At 37.1% G+C, this 18043-nt stretch carries 18 protein-coding genes, 2 pseudogenes and 1 other annotated feature; of the genes and pseudogenes, 12 read left to right on the top strand and 8 right to left on the bottom strand.

Annotated features, from left to right (window positions below; genetic code table 11):
- Window positions 1–136: 136 nt before the first annotated feature.
- Complete coding sequence (locus AF333_RS17390) at window positions 137–1582, bottom strand: flavin monoamine oxidase family protein (protein ID WP_043064643.1); 1446 nt, start codon at window positions 1580–1582, stop codon at window positions 137–139.
- A 700-nt stretch (window positions 1583–2282) separates the two neighbouring features.
- Between AF333_RS17390 and AF333_RS17385 the strand changes: the two genes are divergently transcribed.
- On the top strand, window positions 2283–2525 hold the full coding sequence (locus AF333_RS17385) for a hypothetical protein (protein WP_043064596.1): 243 nt from the start codon (window positions 2283–2285) through the stop codon (window positions 2523–2525).
- A 44-nt stretch (window positions 2526–2569) separates the two neighbouring features.
- Here the strand turns inward: AF333_RS17385 and AF333_RS17380 are convergent, their stop codons facing one another.
- The 5 genes and pseudogenes from AF333_RS17380 to AF333_RS35545 all read right to left on the bottom strand — a co-directional run bounded on the left by AF333_RS17380 (window position 2570) and on the right by AF333_RS35545 (window position 3909).
- Window positions 2570–2911: a hypothetical protein gene (locus AF333_RS17380; protein ID WP_043064597.1), complete on the bottom strand. Its 342-nt coding sequence runs from the start codon at window positions 2909–2911 to the stop codon at window positions 2570–2572.
- 72 nt (window positions 2912–2983) lie between these two features.
- Window positions 2984–3193: a site-specific integrase gene (locus tag AF333_RS17375; protein WP_052811825.1), complete on the bottom strand. Its 210-nt coding sequence runs from the start codon at window positions 3191–3193 to the stop codon at window positions 2984–2986.
- A gap of 141 nt (window positions 3194–3334) precedes the next feature.
- Window positions 3335–3418 (bottom strand): IS3 family transposase, encoded by an 84-nt coding sequence (locus AF333_RS37515; RefSeq protein WP_235356048.1) that lies wholly within the window; start codon window positions 3416–3418, stop codon window positions 3335–3337.
- 176 nt (window positions 3419–3594) lie between these two features.
- Window positions 3595–3726, bottom strand: a pseudogene (locus AF333_RS37510) (transposase); the annotation flags it as partial.
- 12 nt (window positions 3727–3738) lie between these two features.
- Window positions 3739–3909 (bottom strand): hypothetical protein, encoded by a 171-nt coding sequence (locus AF333_RS35545; RefSeq protein WP_235496538.1) that lies wholly within the window; start codon window positions 3907–3909, stop codon window positions 3739–3741.
- 278 nt (window positions 3910–4187) lie between these two features.
- Here AF333_RS35545 and AF333_RS17365 point away from each other — a divergent pair, with 278 nt between their 5' ends.
- From AF333_RS17365 to AF333_RS31955, 5 genes and pseudogenes are all read left to right on the top strand, one after another.
- A complete protein-coding gene (locus AF333_RS17365; RefSeq protein ID WP_043064600.1) occupies window positions 4188–4838 on the top strand; it encodes a GGDEF domain-containing protein in 651 nt (216 codons plus the stop codon).
- 301 nt (window positions 4839–5139) lie between these two features.
- Window positions 5140–5363, top strand: a binding site (T-box leader).
- Window positions 5364–5413: 50 nt separating this feature from the next.
- Complete coding sequence (gene tyrS / locus AF333_RS17360) at window positions 5414–6658, top strand: tyrosine--tRNA ligase (RefSeq protein WP_043064601.1); 1245 nt, start codon at window positions 5414–5416, stop codon at window positions 6656–6658.
- Between the two features lie 194 nt (window positions 6659–6852).
- Window positions 6853–7929, top strand: coding sequence for an extracellular catalytic domain type 1 short-chain-length polyhydroxyalkanoate depolymerase (locus AF333_RS17355; protein WP_052811828.1), 1077 nt, complete (start codon window positions 6853–6855; stop codon window positions 7927–7929).
- 250 nt (window positions 7930–8179) lie between these two features.
- On the top strand, window positions 8180–9607 hold the full coding sequence (locus tag AF333_RS17350; RefSeq protein ID WP_043064602.1) for a DEAD/DEAH box helicase: 1428 nt from the start codon (window positions 8180–8182) through the stop codon (window positions 9605–9607).
- A gap of 44 nt (window positions 9608–9651) precedes the next feature.
- A pseudogene (locus tag AF333_RS31955) lies at window positions 9652–9755 on the top strand (cold shock domain-containing protein).
- Window positions 9756–10076: 321 nt separating this feature from the next.
- Here the strand turns inward: AF333_RS31955 and AF333_RS17345 are convergent.
- On the bottom strand, window positions 10077–10571 hold the full coding sequence (locus tag AF333_RS17345; RefSeq protein ID WP_043064603.1) for a CarD family transcriptional regulator: 495 nt from the start codon (window positions 10569–10571) through the stop codon (window positions 10077–10079).
- Window positions 10572–11031: 460 nt separating this feature from the next.
- Here AF333_RS17345 and AF333_RS17340 point away from each other — a divergent pair, with 460 nt between their 5' ends.
- The 3 genes from AF333_RS17340 (at window position 11032) to AF333_RS35540 (ending at window position 13424) form a co-directional block, all read left to right on the top strand.
- On the top strand, window positions 11032–11373 hold the full coding sequence (locus AF333_RS17340; protein WP_043064604.1) for an S-layer homology domain-containing protein: 342 nt from the start codon (window positions 11032–11034) through the stop codon (window positions 11371–11373).
- 398 nt (window positions 11374–11771) lie between these two features.
- Window positions 11772–12830 (top strand): suppressor of fused domain protein, encoded by a 1059-nt coding sequence (locus tag AF333_RS17335; protein ID WP_043064605.1) that lies wholly within the window; start codon window positions 11772–11774, stop codon window positions 12828–12830.
- Between the two features lie 264 nt (window positions 12831–13094).
- Window positions 13095–13424, top strand: a complete 330-nt coding sequence (locus AF333_RS35540) for a VOC family protein (RefSeq protein ID WP_235356596.1) — start codon at window positions 13095–13097, stop codon at window positions 13422–13424.
- On the opposite strand, the gene AF333_RS17325 is transcribed toward AF333_RS35540, so the two are convergent.
- Window positions 13400–14788, bottom strand: a complete 1389-nt coding sequence (locus AF333_RS17325; RefSeq protein ID WP_043064606.1) for an amidase — start codon at window positions 14786–14788, stop codon at window positions 13400–13402. The genes AF333_RS35540 and AF333_RS17325 overlap by 25 nt on opposite strands.
- 368 nt (window positions 14789–15156) lie before the next feature.
- On the opposite strand from AF333_RS17325, the gene AF333_RS17320 reads away from it, so the two are divergent.
- Genes AF333_RS17320 through AF333_RS17310 form a run of 3 tightly spaced genes read left to right on the top strand, consistent with a single transcriptional unit; the run spans window position 15157 to window position 18004 of the window.
- Window positions 15157–16020: a MurR/RpiR family transcriptional regulator gene (locus AF333_RS17320; protein ID WP_043064607.1), complete on the top strand. Its 864-nt coding sequence runs from the start codon at window positions 15157–15159 to the stop codon at window positions 16018–16020.
- Entirely contained in the window at window positions 16017–17159 is a 1143-nt protein-coding gene (locus AF333_RS17315) for a M20 peptidase aminoacylase family protein (protein ID WP_043064608.1), read from the top strand. The genes AF333_RS17320 and AF333_RS17315 overlap by 4 nt, the downstream gene beginning before the upstream one ends.
- On the top strand, window positions 17156–18004 hold the full coding sequence (locus AF333_RS17310) for a GNAT family N-acetyltransferase (protein ID WP_043064609.1): 849 nt from the start codon (window positions 17156–17158) through the stop codon (window positions 18002–18004). Before AF333_RS17315 ends, AF333_RS17310 begins: the two co-directional genes overlap by 4 nt.
- Window positions 18005–18043 lie beyond the last annotated feature (39 nt).

Here is an 18043-nt window from a genome sequence, read left to right as displayed (position 1 = left end):
GTAACTTATATAGACACTTTGTATCTCTAGGCTTCTTATCTGGCAAGAATAAGATTTTAGCTATAAAGCGAAAGTCCACATAGGGTAAAAAATTTTCCGATTGTTATAGTCTTCTGTCTTAGAGTTCTAGATCTGTTCATGATTTTGGTAAGTCATTAACTTCATATGCAACCCGTATTCCTGATTCAATTGCTCCTTGCATCCAACCATGAATAAGCGTAGTATGTTCACCAGCAAAATGCACCCTTCCTTCAGGCACCGCGATATAAGGGTATAGCTCTATTTCTTGCCCCGGTTCGAAAGCTGTGAAAGCTCCACAGGAATAAGGGTTTTGATTCCAACTAAAGGACGCTCCTGATAGGAATTCAGCATAGATATGGTTTCCGTAAATTTCCGCCAAATTTTTTAAGGCATATTGAATGCGCTCTTCATTAGATAGGCTATCCCATGTTAAAGCCTCATCCGCCCATGTATAACTTGCCAAAACCACAGCTGGTCCCATTGTTCCAATTCCATAACTTGGATAATACGTAAATCGAATTGGCAGATCAGTTATAGATTTACCACCATATTGATAAGATCTTTCCCAAAACCTGCTTTTAAACTCAATAGCGATTTTTGTTGAAGCCATATAATTGAGTTCGCGAATTGCCCTTCTTTTGTAGTAAGAAAAAGAATCGTATGGTTCGATTTTTACAAATCGTAAAGCTGAAAAGGGGATGGTGATTATAGCAAGATCACTTGTTATCATGAAATGCTCTAAGGTTTGTTGATGAGTGGAGTGGATAGTTATACTGTTTTTGTACTGAACAATCTTCATCATTTTTTGGTGGAACAGTATATTTTCTTTTAATTGTGGTAGAAATGCCCGCGGCAATAAATCCATCCCACCCGTTATCTCGTAGAAACGATTTGTTGATGTGAAAAGTACCATTTCTCGCAACACTTCAATAAAAGACATCCCCAAATATGCTTCCAAATCAAGGAGTACACCAATCATATCGATTGCACCAGCTGAAAAAAAAGAATTTAAAACAAAACCTAACGAATAGTTTTTATATTGCTTTTCCACAACAGCCCAATTTCTCGCTGGATCTTGATTAATGAAGTTGAGGATAGGTTGTACGACTAAAAGCAACAACTCTTCGGCTGTTTTGCCTCTTTCATTCAGCGTAACTGGATAGTTTAAAATACTTGGATTATGTTCAAATATGTTGAGACGTGTTTTAATACCATTTGTGTAAATGATGTCCATAGGTGTTCGATTAATAAATAGATTTGTAGGTAACCTGAATTTTTTAATATACGTTAAAGTCAAAGAATGGATATCAGGAATACGCATTGGACCTGCATTGAAGTATAACCCATTACTAAAAGAGGAGCGTAAGGTGTAAACACGTCCACCTACTCTGTTGTTCGCTTCAAGAATTGTAATGTTGTGCCCGGCGTCTTTTAATAAAGAAGCTGCAACTAGTCCTGCTAGTCCTGCACCAACAATAATAATATGTTTGGGAACTTGCGATTTATGAAGACCGTTTCTGATGATGCTAATCATTTGCTGAGTTGTTAATCGATAATTCATGTTATTAGGCATCCTTACTTACTCCTCTTCAAAAGGGTTTCATTGCATTGTATTCAATAAAGAAGATGCCTATGTGTCATTTTGATCGTTCGATATTTACTCCACGCTTTTTGAAAGTCCGATAACTTGTTTCATGGGTGGTTTGCTCTTCACTTTTGGACTAACAGTTGATAAATCCATTGAACAAACAAGCAGAGGTACTACACTATTTCACCAGCTACATTCCAGTTAAGTGAATGAAAAATGGAGATAGTATGTATGTTTAAAGGTGTATATTTTTATTACTATCAGACTTTATATTTAAGAAAAGTCAAAAGACCAATAACACTTAATATAATCATTACTACAGAAACCGAAAAAACTAGCCACAAAAGTATTTTTAAAATCCTTGGCAATTTAAACAGCCCTCCCTCATTTTTTCCTCTTCTAAGGTTGCAATATGTTACTTTAAGACTTTTATTTTCCTTTGGTATAATTTAAAATCAATAAAAATAATGCACTAAGATAAATAAGTGGAATTGAAATAAAAATGTTCCGTGTTAAAATTGAGTAAAATATACTTATTTACCTTATTTTAACATAAAATGATGAGAAAAATATTTTTAATCATAGAATGTGTAATAATAAGCGAAATGGAAACAGGCTCTTATCTTGAATTTTAGTGGTATAATTATCCAATAAATAATTCGGGAGGGTGCTTATGGAGAATGAAGCAGAACAACAAATCATCAATGAATTAAGACACATACGAAACGAGATGGAAATCATTCAAAATGATATTAGACAATTAAAGAAAGAACAACATCTAATTGATCAATCTAAAGTCTCTTGGGAATTTCTAAAGATGGTTCAGTCATTTTTATTAGGTTTCTTTGGTGTTGCCATGTTAATGATCCTTCTAGGTGTTCTAATGATCATTATGCGATGGCTTGGAATATATTAAGTCTCATAATGTCACTTATGAAAACAAAACAAAATGAGATAGTCTCATTTTGCTTTGTTTTCTGAGTTTGGCAAGTTATTATATAGTTTTAATTTTTCTAATCCAGGTATTCCATTTTTCGTATCCGTTGTTTTAGGTAATGGTGTTAATCCTTCGCCTATTTTTAGTGTTTTAATTCCTTTTCCAAGTGGCAAAGGTTTTGGATGTTCATTTTGTGGGTAAATTCCTTTTTCTCTAATATAAGGACTTAGTTTCTCTGGTGTAACTTCAGTTTGAATTTTATTCGTTCTGTTTTGGGATGCAAGTACTTTTCCTTGAACTCCACAAACTAGAGTTCCGCAAAAGATTAACGAGATTAAAGTTACAGAGTAATACAATCTCTTCAATGTTATCATCTCCTTACTACCTCAGACGTTATTGGTGTTTATTGGTTGCAAATTTTAAAAATTAAAGTGAATTTATAATAAACGTTCGATAATACGCACTATGTAAACCAAAAATCTGTTCTCCTGTAGTACATCACTGACACGCATATGTAAAAGATCGCTGATCCGAAGGCCATTGTTAATGCCGAGTATAATCAAGAGAACATCTCGTGGATTCGAGGCTAAGATTTTTTTCATGCCCTCGATTTTTTTCTTGTCACGAATGGGTTGAACCAGCTCCATATTCTCTCTCCTTATCTGACTTAACTATGATTATTATTCAATAAGTAAGATTGAAAAACAAGAAAGAAAAAATAAAGCGAAACAAAAACACCCCAATCCCTTATGATCAAGCCCCCTTTTAGTAGACATTGAGAAAAACACCTAGGCTGCAAACGGGCGCCGGTACTCTACCGGCGTCAGTTTATTTAATTTACGCTGTGGTCGTCTTCGGTTATAAAATCGTATGTGTTAAATAAGTCTTTCACGGCCGAAAGATACAACCAGCGTTCGCCTACCCGGTATTGGGTCACATCTGTTACCCATTTCTGGTTTGGCTTATCTGCCGTAAAGTCTCGCTTAAGCAGATTCTCAGCCACACGCTCCGCAACCTTATCCTTCATGTTAAACCGGCGTTTCCGTCGAATGCTGGCTTGAAGACCGAGCTTTTGCATGAGACGCAGTACCTTCTTGTGATTCATCCATACGCCGTCATCTTGCCACAAGAACAGCTGGAGCTGCCGGTAGCCATATTTTCCTTCGTAGCGATGGTACACCTTGCGAATGAGTCACACGGCCTCGACATCCCTATCGTTCTTCTTTCGCTTCAAGTATACGTAGTAACCACTTCTAGAAACACCAGGAAGCTGGCACAATTGTGCTACTTGGCCTGGATTCGCTGCTTGTTCGATAAGCTTGAATCGCTCTTTCTTACCTCCCGCATCCAGATTTTCAAACACTTTTTTAGCATCGCATTCTCTCGCTTCAACTGCTGAACGTACCGTTCTTGATCTAAATATTCCTTTCGCCTTCCTCGTTGATCCAGCAAACCAAATTCACCCTGTTCACGGTATTTTCGCTATAGAGGACGATAAAACGTTGTCTAACCGATACCAGTTGAGAAGGATAGGGGCTGAAATGCCAAAGTAAATAAGCTATACTTAACTTGAAATTAACTTTAGTTATTTAACAGTATGTATATATGCTACATCATTGGGAAAATTGGTGATTTTTATCAATGGCTTATACAGGTAGATTACTTGCAGTTTTCTTTGTTTTTACTCTTCTTATGTTAATTCGAACATCCGTTATTTTCGAGTTCGGACATCCACCTCATATCATTCCTATACCTGGAATCATTGCTCTCTGCTTTGCTTGGTTTTTAGGTAAGAAGTATGATAAAGCGTTATTTTATTCCCAAAGAGATTCACTAACTCATTTATACAATCGGAGATTTATTTCGCAAAAAGTACCTAAAATATTTCGTAAAATGGATAGAAAAGGTGAAAAGTTAGGTGTTTTTGTTGTAGATGTAAATCATTTTAAAACGATTAATGATACATATGGTCATGAAACTGGAGATAAGATACTGAAACACATTTCAAATGTGCTTTTGAATAATACGAAACAAAGGGATATTATTGCCAGATGGGGAGGGGATGAATTTCTTATTATTGTCCCTCATACTGATCAACAAGGAATGGAAAGCATCATTCATAGAGTAAAAGAAGATGTAAAGAACCTTTCGAAGGTGATGAAAGTGAAGGTATCTTTGTCAATGGGGGTGTCAATTTATCCTGACGATGGAAAAGAATTAGAAGGGCTAATCAGAATTTCTGATTATAATATGTACGAATTGAAAAAACATAGTGCTTCAAAACATAAATAAAGACTGATATTGCTTATTTTGCAAAATTATGAGAAAAAAGCCGAAATGTAGCCGGATTTGGTGGAATTTCGGCTTTTTTATTGGTAGAGGAGGTAAGGTGATTGATTGGATAAGTCTCAGAACCACCTATAACTATTATTAAGCTAATGTATAGTTTAACGGAATAAGCACGATTAAAGGATTTTTCTTGCAGATCTCATAAAGTTTTGTTAGAATCGTTTCATAGCTAACAATTCTGAAAAAAAGATGTTACTAAACTTCTAAGGTGAGTTGCTTAAGTTACCACAATAATTAAATAGTAAATGAAGCGATGACAGGAATCAGTAGTAGCTTATCTCCCTGTACCAGAGAGTCGATGGTTGGTGTGAATCGACACAAAGATAAGTGCGAATTACCTCCTTGAGCTCTCTTTGTGAAACATAGAGTAGCAAAGAGCGGATGAACCGTTAACTGAATGAGCGGAAGAATAGTAATATTCTTCAATAAGGGTGGTACCGCGTGCAAAAAGCAATCCACGTCCCTTTTATAGGGGCGTGTTTTTTTATGCATAATATAGAATACAGGAGGAATTAGTAATGGGAAACTTTATTGAACAGTTATCAAGTAAGCAATTAATTGAAGTTGAGAGACAATTGTTCCTTTACACTCAAGGCGTTCAAGAGATTATACCAACTGAGGATTTAAAAAATAAAATAGCTAAATCAGTCTTATTAAATCGTCCGTTGAAAATTAAATTAGGATTAGATCCATCCGCCCCTGATGTACATCTTGGACATACAGTTGTTTTAAACAAACTGCGACAATTTCAAGAGAACGGCCATATCATTCAGTTAATTATTGGTGATTTTACAGGAAAGATTGGAGATCCTACGGGCAAATCAATTGCCAGAAAGCAATTAACAGATGAAGAAGTTAAACGCAATGCAAGGACGTACTTCGAGCAATTCGGAAAAGTTTTAGATATGGAGAAAATAGAACTTCACTACAATTCTAAATGGCTTTCTCTATTAAATTTTGAGGATGTCATTAACATGGCAGGAAAAATAACCGTGGCAAGATTACTTGAAAGAGATGATTTTGAAGAACGTTTAGCTTTTGGGAAGCCTATATCTCTCCATGAATTTTTCTACCCTTTAATGCAGGGATATGATTCAGTTGTGTTAGAAAGTGACATTGAATTAGGTGGAACTGACCAGCATTTCAACATCCTAATGGGAAGACATTTTCAAGAGAAATTTGGTAAAGAGAAGCAAGTAGCGATGTTGATGCCTTTGTTAGAAGGACTTGATGGTGTAGAGAAAATGTCAAAATCAAAGAAGAACTATATCGGCATTGATGAAAGTCCACAAGAAATGTACGGTAAGGCTATGTCCATCCCTGATGAATTAATGAATAAGTATTTTGAATTGGCAACTGACTTGACGACAGAAGAAATAAAAAAGATTAAGGAAGAACTTGATACAGGTATATTTCATCCACGTGATGCAAAAATGCTTTTAGGTAAAACCATTGTAAGAATGTATCACGGAGCCGAAGCTGCCAAACAAGCAGAAGAGCATTTCATATCTGTTTTTCAACAAGGGAGCATTCCAGACGAAATACCAATAGTAGAGTGGCATGGTGAAAGCCAAGCATCAGTAATAGACTTACTCATTCAGTTAAATTTACAAAATTCCAAAAGTGAAGCGCGTAGAATGATTGAAAATAACGGTGTGAGAATAAATGGTGAAAAGGTAAGAGATATACAATTACGAGTCCCGGTTACAAATGATTTGATTGTACAAGTTGGAAAACGTAAATTTGTTAAGATCAAGATGTGAATATTATTGTGGGTAAAAGAATTTACACAGAACTACTAGGGAGGGATTTTTCTTGGTTAAAAAGGGACAATAGAAGAACTTACATGTGGTCAGCAAAATCGGCGGGATTCCTTTTAGAAATCACTAAAAGGAATCCTGCGGAAAGAGATGTGAAAATTATGAATGATTAGATAAAAGACAGATGATTTGAAGAGATGAAGAAAATAGATACAGAAATGGAAGCAAGAGCTGAAATTGAAAGAATGAAAATATTGTTTTGGGTCGAAAATATAATCGATTGTAGGGATATTAATCATACTCTGAATAAAGAATCTTTAGGTTTAGAGGATGGTGTAGCTATGAGTAACTTTTTGAAATATACATATGAGGGATTTACATACAAACTTTATGTACCAAGCGGATACAAAGCAGGGAGCAATGTACCGCTGCTGGTCATGCTTCATGGTTGTAAACAGGACCCAGATGATTTTGCCGCTGGAACAAGAATGAATGATCTAGCTGAACGAGAAAATCTTATTGTACTTTACCCTGCGATGAGCCACCTGTTTAATCCTTTTGATCCAGCTAAGTCTAATCCTCAAGGATGCTGGAACTGGTTTTTAGATTACAATCAGCATCGGCGAGAGGGGCATCCAAAGGTAATTAAAGGAATGGTTGATGATGTCAAATGCAATTATAGCATTGACTCAAATAAGGTGTATGCTGCTGGCTTATCTGCGGGTGCAGCGATGGCTTCCATTCTAGGTGTTACCTATCCTGATGTCTTTAGTGGAATTGGAATATGTTCTGGACTAGCGTATGATGCGGTAGATGTTTTTATCCCAGCCGATCCAACGGCTCAAACTGCTAAATATGTGATGATCCAAGGCACACGAGATCCATACGATTGTGGGAATAAGGCCTTTTTTGAAATGGGAAAATTCAAAAAAAAGATGCCTGTTATTGTTTTTCATGGTATCTGCGATACCACTGTACATCCGATTAATGGTCAACAGGTTATCATACAATGGGCTCAAACGAATTTTCTCGTGGAGGGGGGCAGAGGCAAAGCAGAGGTTACACCTGCCCTTGTAAAGGCAGATATCGTAAATGGAAGAAGCTATAGCCAACATGTGTATAATGATAAGCGTGGAGCTCCACTCATGGAGCTTTGGATGATCGATAGAATGGGACATGCATGGTCTGGCGGAAGTTCAAGTGGTTCTTATACCGATCCACTGGGTCCAGATACAACAGCTATATTATGGAGGTTCTTTGCGAGGTATCATTAACAAGTCCATAACCGTAGCAATAATCCCGGGAACAGAAATCATGGGAATCGTCAAGGGGTTACAGGGATATTGTCTTTTAATATACTTGCTTTTTTGTCTTCATCATCTGGAGATTGAACAGAGGATGGCTCGGCATTTAGTTGTGCTTTGACATGGTGATGAATAAGTATGGAATGTATATTAACTTATTTTTCTAGAATACTGGAAAGTATTTGTACAAACAATAAGAAAAATGATAAGGAATGATCCAATGTCAACATTTCATGAACTAGGAATTAATCAAGCTATTCAAAGAGCAATTACAGATATGGGGTTTGAGGAGGCATCTCCTATCCAGGAGAAAGCAATCCCCATTGCCTTATCGGGTAAAGATATCATTGGACAAGCACAAACCGGTACAGGTAAAACAGCAGCATTTGGTATACCAATTTTGGAAAAAGTCGATACAAGTAAAGACTATGTTCAAGCGCTTGTAATTGCACCTACCAGGGAATTAGCCATTCAAGTATCTGAAGAAATTAATCGTTTATCTAGTTACATGGGAATTCGTTCCCTTCCTATTTATGGCGGTCAGGCTATTGAGCGACAGATTAAAGCCTTAAAAAAACGTCCACATATTATCACTGGAACACCAGGCAGACTGCTGGATCACATCAAACGGAAAACTTTGCGGTTAGATCGCATCTCCATGGTCGTACTAGATGAAGCAGATGAAATGTTAGATATGGGATTTCTAGAGGATATCGAGCGAATCCTCAAAGAGACGCCAAAAGAAAAACAAACTTTATTGTTTTCTGCGACCATGCCACGACCTATCCAGAACCTTGCTGAAAGATTCATGACCAATCCAGAATTAATTAAAATTAAAGCTAAGGAAATCACATCTCCAACAGTGGAACAAGTGTATTATGAGGTAAATGAACGTCAAAAGTTTGATGTTCTTTCCCGTCTACTAGATGTTGAAAATCCAGAATTGACGATTATATTTGGGCGAACGAAAAGGCGAGTAGATGAATTAAATGATGCTTTAAATAAAAGAGGATATATGGCTGAGGGCTTACATGGGGATTTGAGTCAGCGTCAGCGAGATGTTGTGATGAAGAAATTTCGTGAGGGGAGCATCGAAATTTTAGTGGCAACAGACGTTGCTGCTAGAGGTATTGATGTTTCAGGAGTTACTCATGTATACAATTTTGATATTCCTCAAGACCCGGAGAGTTATGTTCATCGCATCGGTAGAACAGGACGGGCTGGAAAGACAGGGTTAGCTACCACATTTGTTACACCTAGGGAAATGGGTCAGCTTCGCAGTATCGAACAGGCATCTAAGGGAAGGATTCATCGAAAACAAATTCCAACCGTGGCTGAAGCAATGGAGTCTAAACAGCGGATTGCGTCAGAAAAGCTTATTCAAATGGTGGAAGAGGGGAATTATTCCGAATTTAAGCATACAGCAACTGAATTACTGGATCAGTTCGATTCAGTTACTTTAGTTTCGGTTGTCTTAAAGATGATGACGAAGGAACAAACAAACATTCCTATCCAGCTGACTGTCGAAGAACCACGTTATTCCAAAAAATCAAAGTTAAGGGTAAAAGGTAAATCAGGACGGAACAATAAGAGGCATAAAGGATATAATGGAAAAGATACAAGAAGTAAACATAAACGGGGTCGTTGAAATAGGAAACAGATACTCGTCCTTAAGACAAAGGTTTTGGCTTTATCGAAAGACAAGATGATGATGTATTCGTACATTTCTCCGCAATTACAAAGATGAATTTAAATCTCTTGAAGAAGGTCAACGAGTAAGTTTTGATATTACGTAAGGCGATCGTGGAGATTAAGCTGCAAACGTTGTTAAGTTATAAAAAATAGCAAAAAGCTTATACAATAAGGGTATGGGTTCAAGGCTGCTGACAAAATGATGTTAGCAGCTTTTTTTATTACTAAAATGGGAACCTATGACTAAAATAAACAGAAGCAGTTTTACGAAAGGTGAAATACAGTTAATCAAATACATACAGGTATTCAAAACGAAGCCCGAGAACTTGCTCGAATAGCTTTGCTTACATAAAAAAATAGCCTTTAGGCTATTTATGCTACATGATCTATCATCAAATTTCAAAGAAGTTTTTAGCCTGTCATCTTTACCTATCACCTGCGTAATTTAACAAATCATTTGCCTGATTTTCAGTTACTCCTTTGACTAGTACTAATTCACTGATTAAAATTTGTTTTGCGCTGTCCAGCATTCTCTTTTCGCTTGTGTTCAGCGCTTTTTCTTGGCTTCTCCGCATTAAATCACGAACTACCTCAGCACCCTCATGTACATCGCCAGTTCTCATTTTATCTGTATTTATGCGATATCGTTGACCCCACGGGAGTAATGCATCTGATTCTCCGTGATGAAAAACAAACAGAACATTTTCCATTGTAAACATATCAACAACTAAGCGTATACCAAGAGGAGATACTTTCTCCACAGGAACCATGACCTGCATATTGCCAATTGGCATGTTTATGATATAGTACTGCTGTTTCTCTCCTAGGATTTCTTTTTCCTCTACAGCTTCAATTACACCTGCACCATGCATGGGATAAACAATTTTGTCGCCAACTTGAAACAAAAAATCCACCTCCAGTAAGTACCTTCTTTAAGGATACCATACATGAAAGATATTAGCAAAAACAAAATATTATCACAAATAAATGATAGAAGTCAATAGATTTATAAAAGTTGTCTTTTTTAGTCTGATAACGAGTCTTTTCAGAAGCATACAGCGGTCAATATATCGAGAAGATATGGTCGAATGACGAAGATGGTGAGAAAGGGTGAGTGCAACTGTAGCTTTAAAAGAATATTTTGGTCAAGTTGGCTTGTCGTCTCTCCAGTCTAATCAAACCGCACCATCCAGACTTTCCCATAGAGGCTTTTGTAGACTCGGTGCTGGAACCATTAATGGACGTCACCGGTTACTATCGTGCGGAATGGAACCTTTATAGAAGCGATTTATCAATGTTTTGAGATGGAGGATAATAGCGAAAATCAGGAAGCTGCTCCATTCCAAGAAGGAATGGACTTGCTAAAAAATAAAATGTATAATGAATGGCTTTCTTCCGTGGGCTGAAGAAACGCTGTATGATTTGGTTGATACAGACATTGTCAAAGGCTATGATGATGGAGAAGGAACGGTTACAGTAAGACCAAACGCTCCTATTACACGTGCTGAGTTGACTTCACTATTAGTTCGTGTACTGGATCTAAAAGCAGCAGAGAACACTAAAACTTTTACAGATGTACCAAAAGGAAAGTGGTTTTATAATGATGTAAATACAGCTGCTTCACTGGGAATTGTAAGTGGAATCAATGCAACTCAATTTGCGCCAAATTTTATCACTCTGATATTGAGACACCGAACCTTGAAAAAGAAATGGAGTCATTAGAAGGTTTAGAAATGTAAAAAAGGGCGCAGAACAACACTGATATTCCTGTATATATCAACAAGCTCTCTACCTGTACAATATCAGTCAAAGATCCAAACAAAGCGTTCCTAACGGTAAGGCACATGAAGTTGAAATAAAGGACAGGGGAAACCCGTATCCATAAAGGATGTTGGATACGGGTTTTATATTTTATATGAGCTATCATCTATGACATTAATGTTGTAAAAATAGACTATTAATAGTGGTTAATTAATCCTATATTTAAAAATACTTCCTAATGAAACGACTATTTATAGTAAAATATTGATTAAGCACACTTACAATGTTGATTTTTGTATGTAGTGAAGCAAGAGGGCAGAGCAAAGGTTTTACTGCTTAGGTATAGGAGGAGACAAAGAATGAGCGAAGAGGTACAGGCAATCGGTTGGGAAGCAATTGATAAAGAGATGGAAAGACTTTATGGTGATCAGGTGCCGAAGCATTATGGTACAATGCTTCCTTATTCCCTTGGAGGCCCTGATCCGTTAGAGGGCATTAGTGCCTATGTAAAAAATGAGCCAGTACCTCATTGGCACATTGTTACATATGGTTTTTCCGATCTATATGAAAAGGAGAGCAAGGATTCTGAGTATAGTGGCTATGGCTTTGAATTAACCTTCAGACTTGCAAAGCAGACGAACGAGCAAGAACCTCCTGCCTGGAGTTTAAACTTTCTGCAAAATCTCGGCAGATACATTTTTTCAAGCGGTAATTATTTTCAAGCTGGACATTATTTGAATACAAATGGACCAATTGCTTTGGAAAGCGATACGTTAATACAATCCATTGCTTTTATTGAAGATCCTATGTTGCCACCTATTTCTACACCAAATGGCCGAGTAGAATTTTTGCAAGTGGTTGGTATAACCGTTGATGAACGAGAAGCAATGGAGATGTGGAATACACTTGGGTTATTAGAGGCAGCTTCTTCTCATCTTCCCCTATATATTACTGATCTTTCAAGGGGATCTTTTATGAATGATCCAGCTATTAAAGAAGCGCTTCAATCGGGAATGCATAAAGATGGCTCAAGCACAGGTAGTCTATTTTTGGATAATCTTGATTGGACAGAAAAAAAGTCATTGTTTAAAAAGACAACCTATACAATAACGATAGGTGCAAAGCAAGCACCACTTATCGCTCAAATTTTAAATGGGAGAATCCCTAAAAATAAAGACTTGCAATTAATTGGACGAAATCTATCAATTGTATTTTCACCTACTGAGCATCCAAATGTTGACATAACTGATAATCAGGTCAAGCTATCTATAAACCAAGAATGTGTCAATGAATTAATGGAAGTGCTTGTTCCGTATGTTGGAGTTTATCCATTGAATAGCTTTAAAGGCCTTGTATTTAACATTGTGAAAAGTGAGATTAAAGATAGTAAAGGGAATGTCGTTGAAACGATTGGCTAATAAGAGGATCATGCAAACATTTCATCACCGCTACGCAGCCTGGTACCTGTGTAGCGGTACTTTTTAATAAGGAATAGAGTAGAGGGATGAATAAAATTCTTGCCCAGCGTCTAAAAATTGCGCGGGCAAGAAAGAGCCTCAAACAAATTGAAGTTATGCTAATGATGATGATCAATAATAAAAATGTAAGTAGTTACAAAAATGGAACGAGCCAGAATTAAGCTAACGGCGGAACAGGAAAATGTAAATGAATGGAGGTAAGAAATGAAGGTCAAACGAATTATCACTAATATAGATACGCAAGATATCACGGCAGCTAAATGCTTTTACCAGGACGTGCTCGGCCTGGATTTATTGATGGATCATGGCTGGATCGCAACTTATGGCTCGCGCGAGGAAATGAGCATCCAAATTAGTTTCGCCTCCCAGGGAGGCTCCCACACGCCTACCCCTGATCTATCGAGAGTCCATCTCCTTTTTTATAGTGTGAATTACAAAAAATTATTCTTATATTATGATTTTGATGTAAGTCAGCAAAAGGGGAGCCTTCTTATAAGGAAGGCTCCGGTTTATGTTGTTGAAGATAGGGGCTGATTGTACAATTTACCTCTTTTAGCATAAAACTCAGCTAGTTGAGATTGCTCATATGCATAACCAACCCGAAATAAAATATCTTCCCGATAAGCACCAGCCACAAATTGCAGGCCAACAGGGAGGGACTCGGAGGTAAATCCACAAGGGATCGACAGAGCGGGATTTCCTGTTAGATTAAAAACAGATGTATAACGAATCATACAATTGAAAATGTTTTCTGTTATTCCCTCTATTATAACTTCCTCTACTCCTATTTTTTTCGGGGTTGTAGGCAATGTTGGAGTTGCAAGTATATCTATCATGCTAAACAATTGATCGAATTCTTTTTTGATCTGATTTTTTTTCTTAAGAGCTTGAATGTATGTTAGCGATGAAATAGATTGGCTGATTTCCAGAACCGTTCTTACGTCGTCACCGTATTTATCTATATGCAATTCCATATTTTTATTATGAATATATCCTGCTTCCGCAATAGCAAGTGTAAATATGAGTTGAAGATCATTCAGATTAAATGGAATATCTGTTTCTATTAATATAGCGCCCATGCTCTCAAGTGCTTGTAATGCTTTGTTATAAAGGTCTAAAATTTCTTTATCAATTTGTTCATTAAAATAATTTCTAGGTACTCCCGCACGTAATCCACGTACGTCTTCAATACAATTGTTTTGATAACACTTACCTGTTAATGCTTCCATCATGATAGATAGATCATCCATATTTCTCGTTAGTGGCCCTATGTGATCCAGGGACCACGAAAGATTGGTTACACCTGTTCCGTCCACATATCCAAAGGTTGGTTTTAAGCCAACAACGCCGCAGGAAGAGGCCGGAATACGAATGGAACCACCTGTATCGGTGCCAATCGATGCTGTGCAAAGATTAGCACTTACCGCTGCCCCTGAACCACCACTTGATCCTCCTGACGTATATTCATGATTCCAGGGGTTTCTTACAGATCCATAAAAAGGATTGTTTGATGTAATTCCAAACGCATATTCATGTAAATTTACTTTCCCAAGATTAATGGCTCCTTCAGCCTGTAATCGACTAACTACTTTTGCGTTGGTACAAGGGACAAAATTTTTATCGATGAGAGAACCATTTGTTGTACAGATATCCTTTGTATAAATTAAATCTTTGTAAGAGATAGGAATACCTTCTAGCCTACCAATCTCCTCACCTACTATTAATTTTTGTTCTGCTATTCTTGCTTGTTTTAGCGCTTTGTCCTCACAAACAGTTATATACGCATTCAAATCCTTTAGCTTTTCTATACGTTTTAAAAAATATTCAGTTATTTCTACAGGGGAAAAATCTTTACAACGATACCCTTTCAATATATTAGTGATAGTCATTTTTTCCATAACATTCCTCCTATAATCATGATAGCGTTTACTATAACGAGTTTAAAAAGCGTAGTTAGCTAAAAAATGGAGCAATCTTCCTGCAATCATTTATTGTTACTTTTTAAAACATTCCGTATTTAAAACGCATTATAATATTTCGTTATATCATGTGTCAATATAAGGGTTATGAAACAAGTGTCGAATATAAATAATCAAAAAATAAGTGAGGAATCATGACTTAAAAATAAATCGCGTTTAAATTTTCAGAATTATTGTTGATTTGCGCTGTGGATTGTGTTATTCTATCAGCAACCGCTATTATGAAGTTTAAACTTCATAATGGTGGTTGCTAGAAGTTTGAAATTCATTCTGGAAGGATGAAATGTTTGAATCTAAAAGAAATTATTCAAAAGGAATACAATCAGCTCTCTAAAGGTCAACAAAAAGTTGCTAAATATTTATTGGAAAACCCTAGAGATTTTGCTGTTAAATTAGCAAGTGAAATAGGGGACCAGGTTGGAGTAAGTGAAACAACTGTGATTCGATTTTGTTATTCCATAAAATTATCAGGATTTTCCGAACTTCAAAAAATGGTTCGTGAGCAGCTCCTTTTTATGAAGAGCAGTCTTGGACAGTATTTTTCCAGCAAGCTTGAATTAGCTGAACAACCTCATTTTTATGCAAAGGTCATGGAGCGGGATTGTCAGCATATACAAGAAACCATCAGGAATATTGATGAAAATGAGCTTGAGCGGGTTATTGATCAGTTAGTAAAGACAGATAGAGTCTATGTTTTAGGGTTAAGATCTTCGTTTTCTGCAGCCAATTGGCTCACATTTACTCTTGGTTTAGTTAGAGAAAACATCCAAATTCTTCGTCCGGAAACAAATGATTTATTATCTACTCTAAGTGAGATGAATCATCAATCAACACTTATTGCAATTTCGTTTCATCGTTATTTAAAGGAAACAATTAAAGTTGCTCAAATAGCTAAGGAGCAAGGAGCTTTTGTAATTGGAATTACGGACTCCCCGCTTGCTCCAATTAGAGAACATGCCGATAGTATTTTTCAAATTTATTCATCCGAAAAATCGACCATTGATGCCATTCCTGTATTGTTTTCGTTTTTGAATGCTATCGTCGCCGGTGTTTCTATCAAGGATAAAGAGCGATTTGAAAAGCGCAAGGAGCAATATGAAAAGCTGAATGGAGATTACCTTTTTGTACAGGATGGAGGAAGAAAATATTGAAGGAATATATACAGCAACTTAAGCCGACGCTTGACTCAGTCTATGAATATTTACATGGACATCCAGAAATTAGCTGGAAGGAATATAAAACAACGGAATATATTCAACACTTTCTACAGGAGCGAGGCTTTACAGTACAAACTTTTGACGATTGTCCAGGTCTGGTCAGTGAGGTAGGAACAGGGGAGTTTTGTATCGCTTTACGCACTGATATGGATGCTCTTTGGCAAGAGGTCGCCGGTCAATTTCAAGCTAACCATTCTTGTGGGCATGATGCACATATGACAATAGTTCTTGGTGCAATGCTTCTTCTTCAAAAACTGAATGTTCCCACCGCGGTGAAGCTTAAATTCATCTTTCAGCCTGCTGAAGAAAAAGGGACTGGTGCTCTAAAGATGATTGAGAAACACGTGTTAGATGATGTGAATTTTTTATACGGTGTCCATCTTAGACCAATCCAAGAATTGCAGGATGGTCAAGCAGCACCTGCGATTTATCATGGAGCAGCCAAATTTTTGACAGGTGAAATCCATGGCGAGGATGCACACGGGGCACGACCGCATCTGGGTCAAAATGCTATTGAAATTGGGGCATCCATTATTAATGAAATGAAAAGCATTCATTTAGATCCGATGGTTCCTTACACGGCCAAAATGACAAAGTTCCATGCCGGGAGTGAGTCAGGTAATATTATTCCAGGAAAAGCATCATTTAGCATCGATTTACGGGCACAAACAAATAAGGTCATGAATGAGCTTACCGAAAAAATCGAGACCATTGTTCAAAGCATAGCAAAGATTTACGGGGTTGAAGTGACTCTAGAAACAAAAGCAAGTGTGGCTGCAGCTGAGGTGAGTAAAGAGGCTCAGCATTTTATGAAAAAAGCGATTATAGAGTCTTTAGATAAAGATCGGCTAAAAGATCCCATTATCACTTCAGGGGGAGAGGATTTTCATTTTTATACGTTGAAAAATCCGGACATTAAAGCAACGATGTTAGGGTTAGGATGCGATTTGCAGCCTGGACTTCATCACCCAAAAATGACCTTTAATCGCAATGCCATATATGCTGGCATCGAAATTCTTGCAAAAACAGTATGGAATACAATAGAAGCATATAAAGCGGGAGAGTTAGCATGAATTCAACAATTGAAACACGTGTGCTGAACACTTATACCGATATGAAGTTGGTGCAAAAGCTTGAAAAAGATGTATGGAACATGGAGCCAATTCCTCTCCATCAAACGATTACGGCTTCTCAAAATGGCGGCCTATTATTAGGAGCCTTTTTAAACGAGGAAATGATCGGGTTTAGCTACAGCTTTCCTGGATTTTGTAAAGGGCAAAGCTATCTATGCTCCCACATGCTTGGCATCCATCCAAGCCATCAGGAAAAAGGAGTTGGAGCTAGACTAAAACAAGCTCAAAAGGAACTCGCCCGTGAAATGGGATACGATTTAATTACATGGACGTATGATCCACTTGAAACCCGAAATGCCTATTTAAACTTATCAAAGTTACATGCCATTTGTTCTACATATGTGGAAAATTGCTATGGAGAAATGGAAGATAACTTGAACCGGGGGCTCCCTTCTGATCGCTTTAAAGTTGAATGGTGGATCGACAGTTCTCATGTTTCTAAGCAACATAAGGACTCTATTAATCAGGCCCAACATATTTTCCAATGGGAAACAACGAAGAATCATTTACCGAAACTAATAAATATTGAACAAAGTTTGCATAATATCGCCGTTATGGCTAAACCTTTATTAGTGCCGGTACCAGCTAACTTTCAACAGGTGAAAAGTAAAGATAATGCTCTTGCGATTGATTGGCGCTTTAAAACGAGAGAAATTTTCCAAACCTTATTTTCGCAGCAGTACGTTGCTGTTTCATTAATAAAAAATGCTGATGAACTTGTTCATTATTATGTGTTAGTTAAGCAGCAAAACTTAGAGAGGAGCCGCATAAAAAGCGAAAGTTAATGTTAGAAAATGAACTTGGACTTATATAAATAAAAAGGT

It is taken from the genome of Aneurinibacillus migulanus (assembly GCF_001274715.1).
Taxonomy (GTDB): Bacteria; Bacillota; Bacilli; order Aneurinibacillales; family Aneurinibacillaceae; genus Aneurinibacillus; species Aneurinibacillus migulanus.
This window is presented reverse-complemented; position numbering and strand designations above follow the sequence as displayed.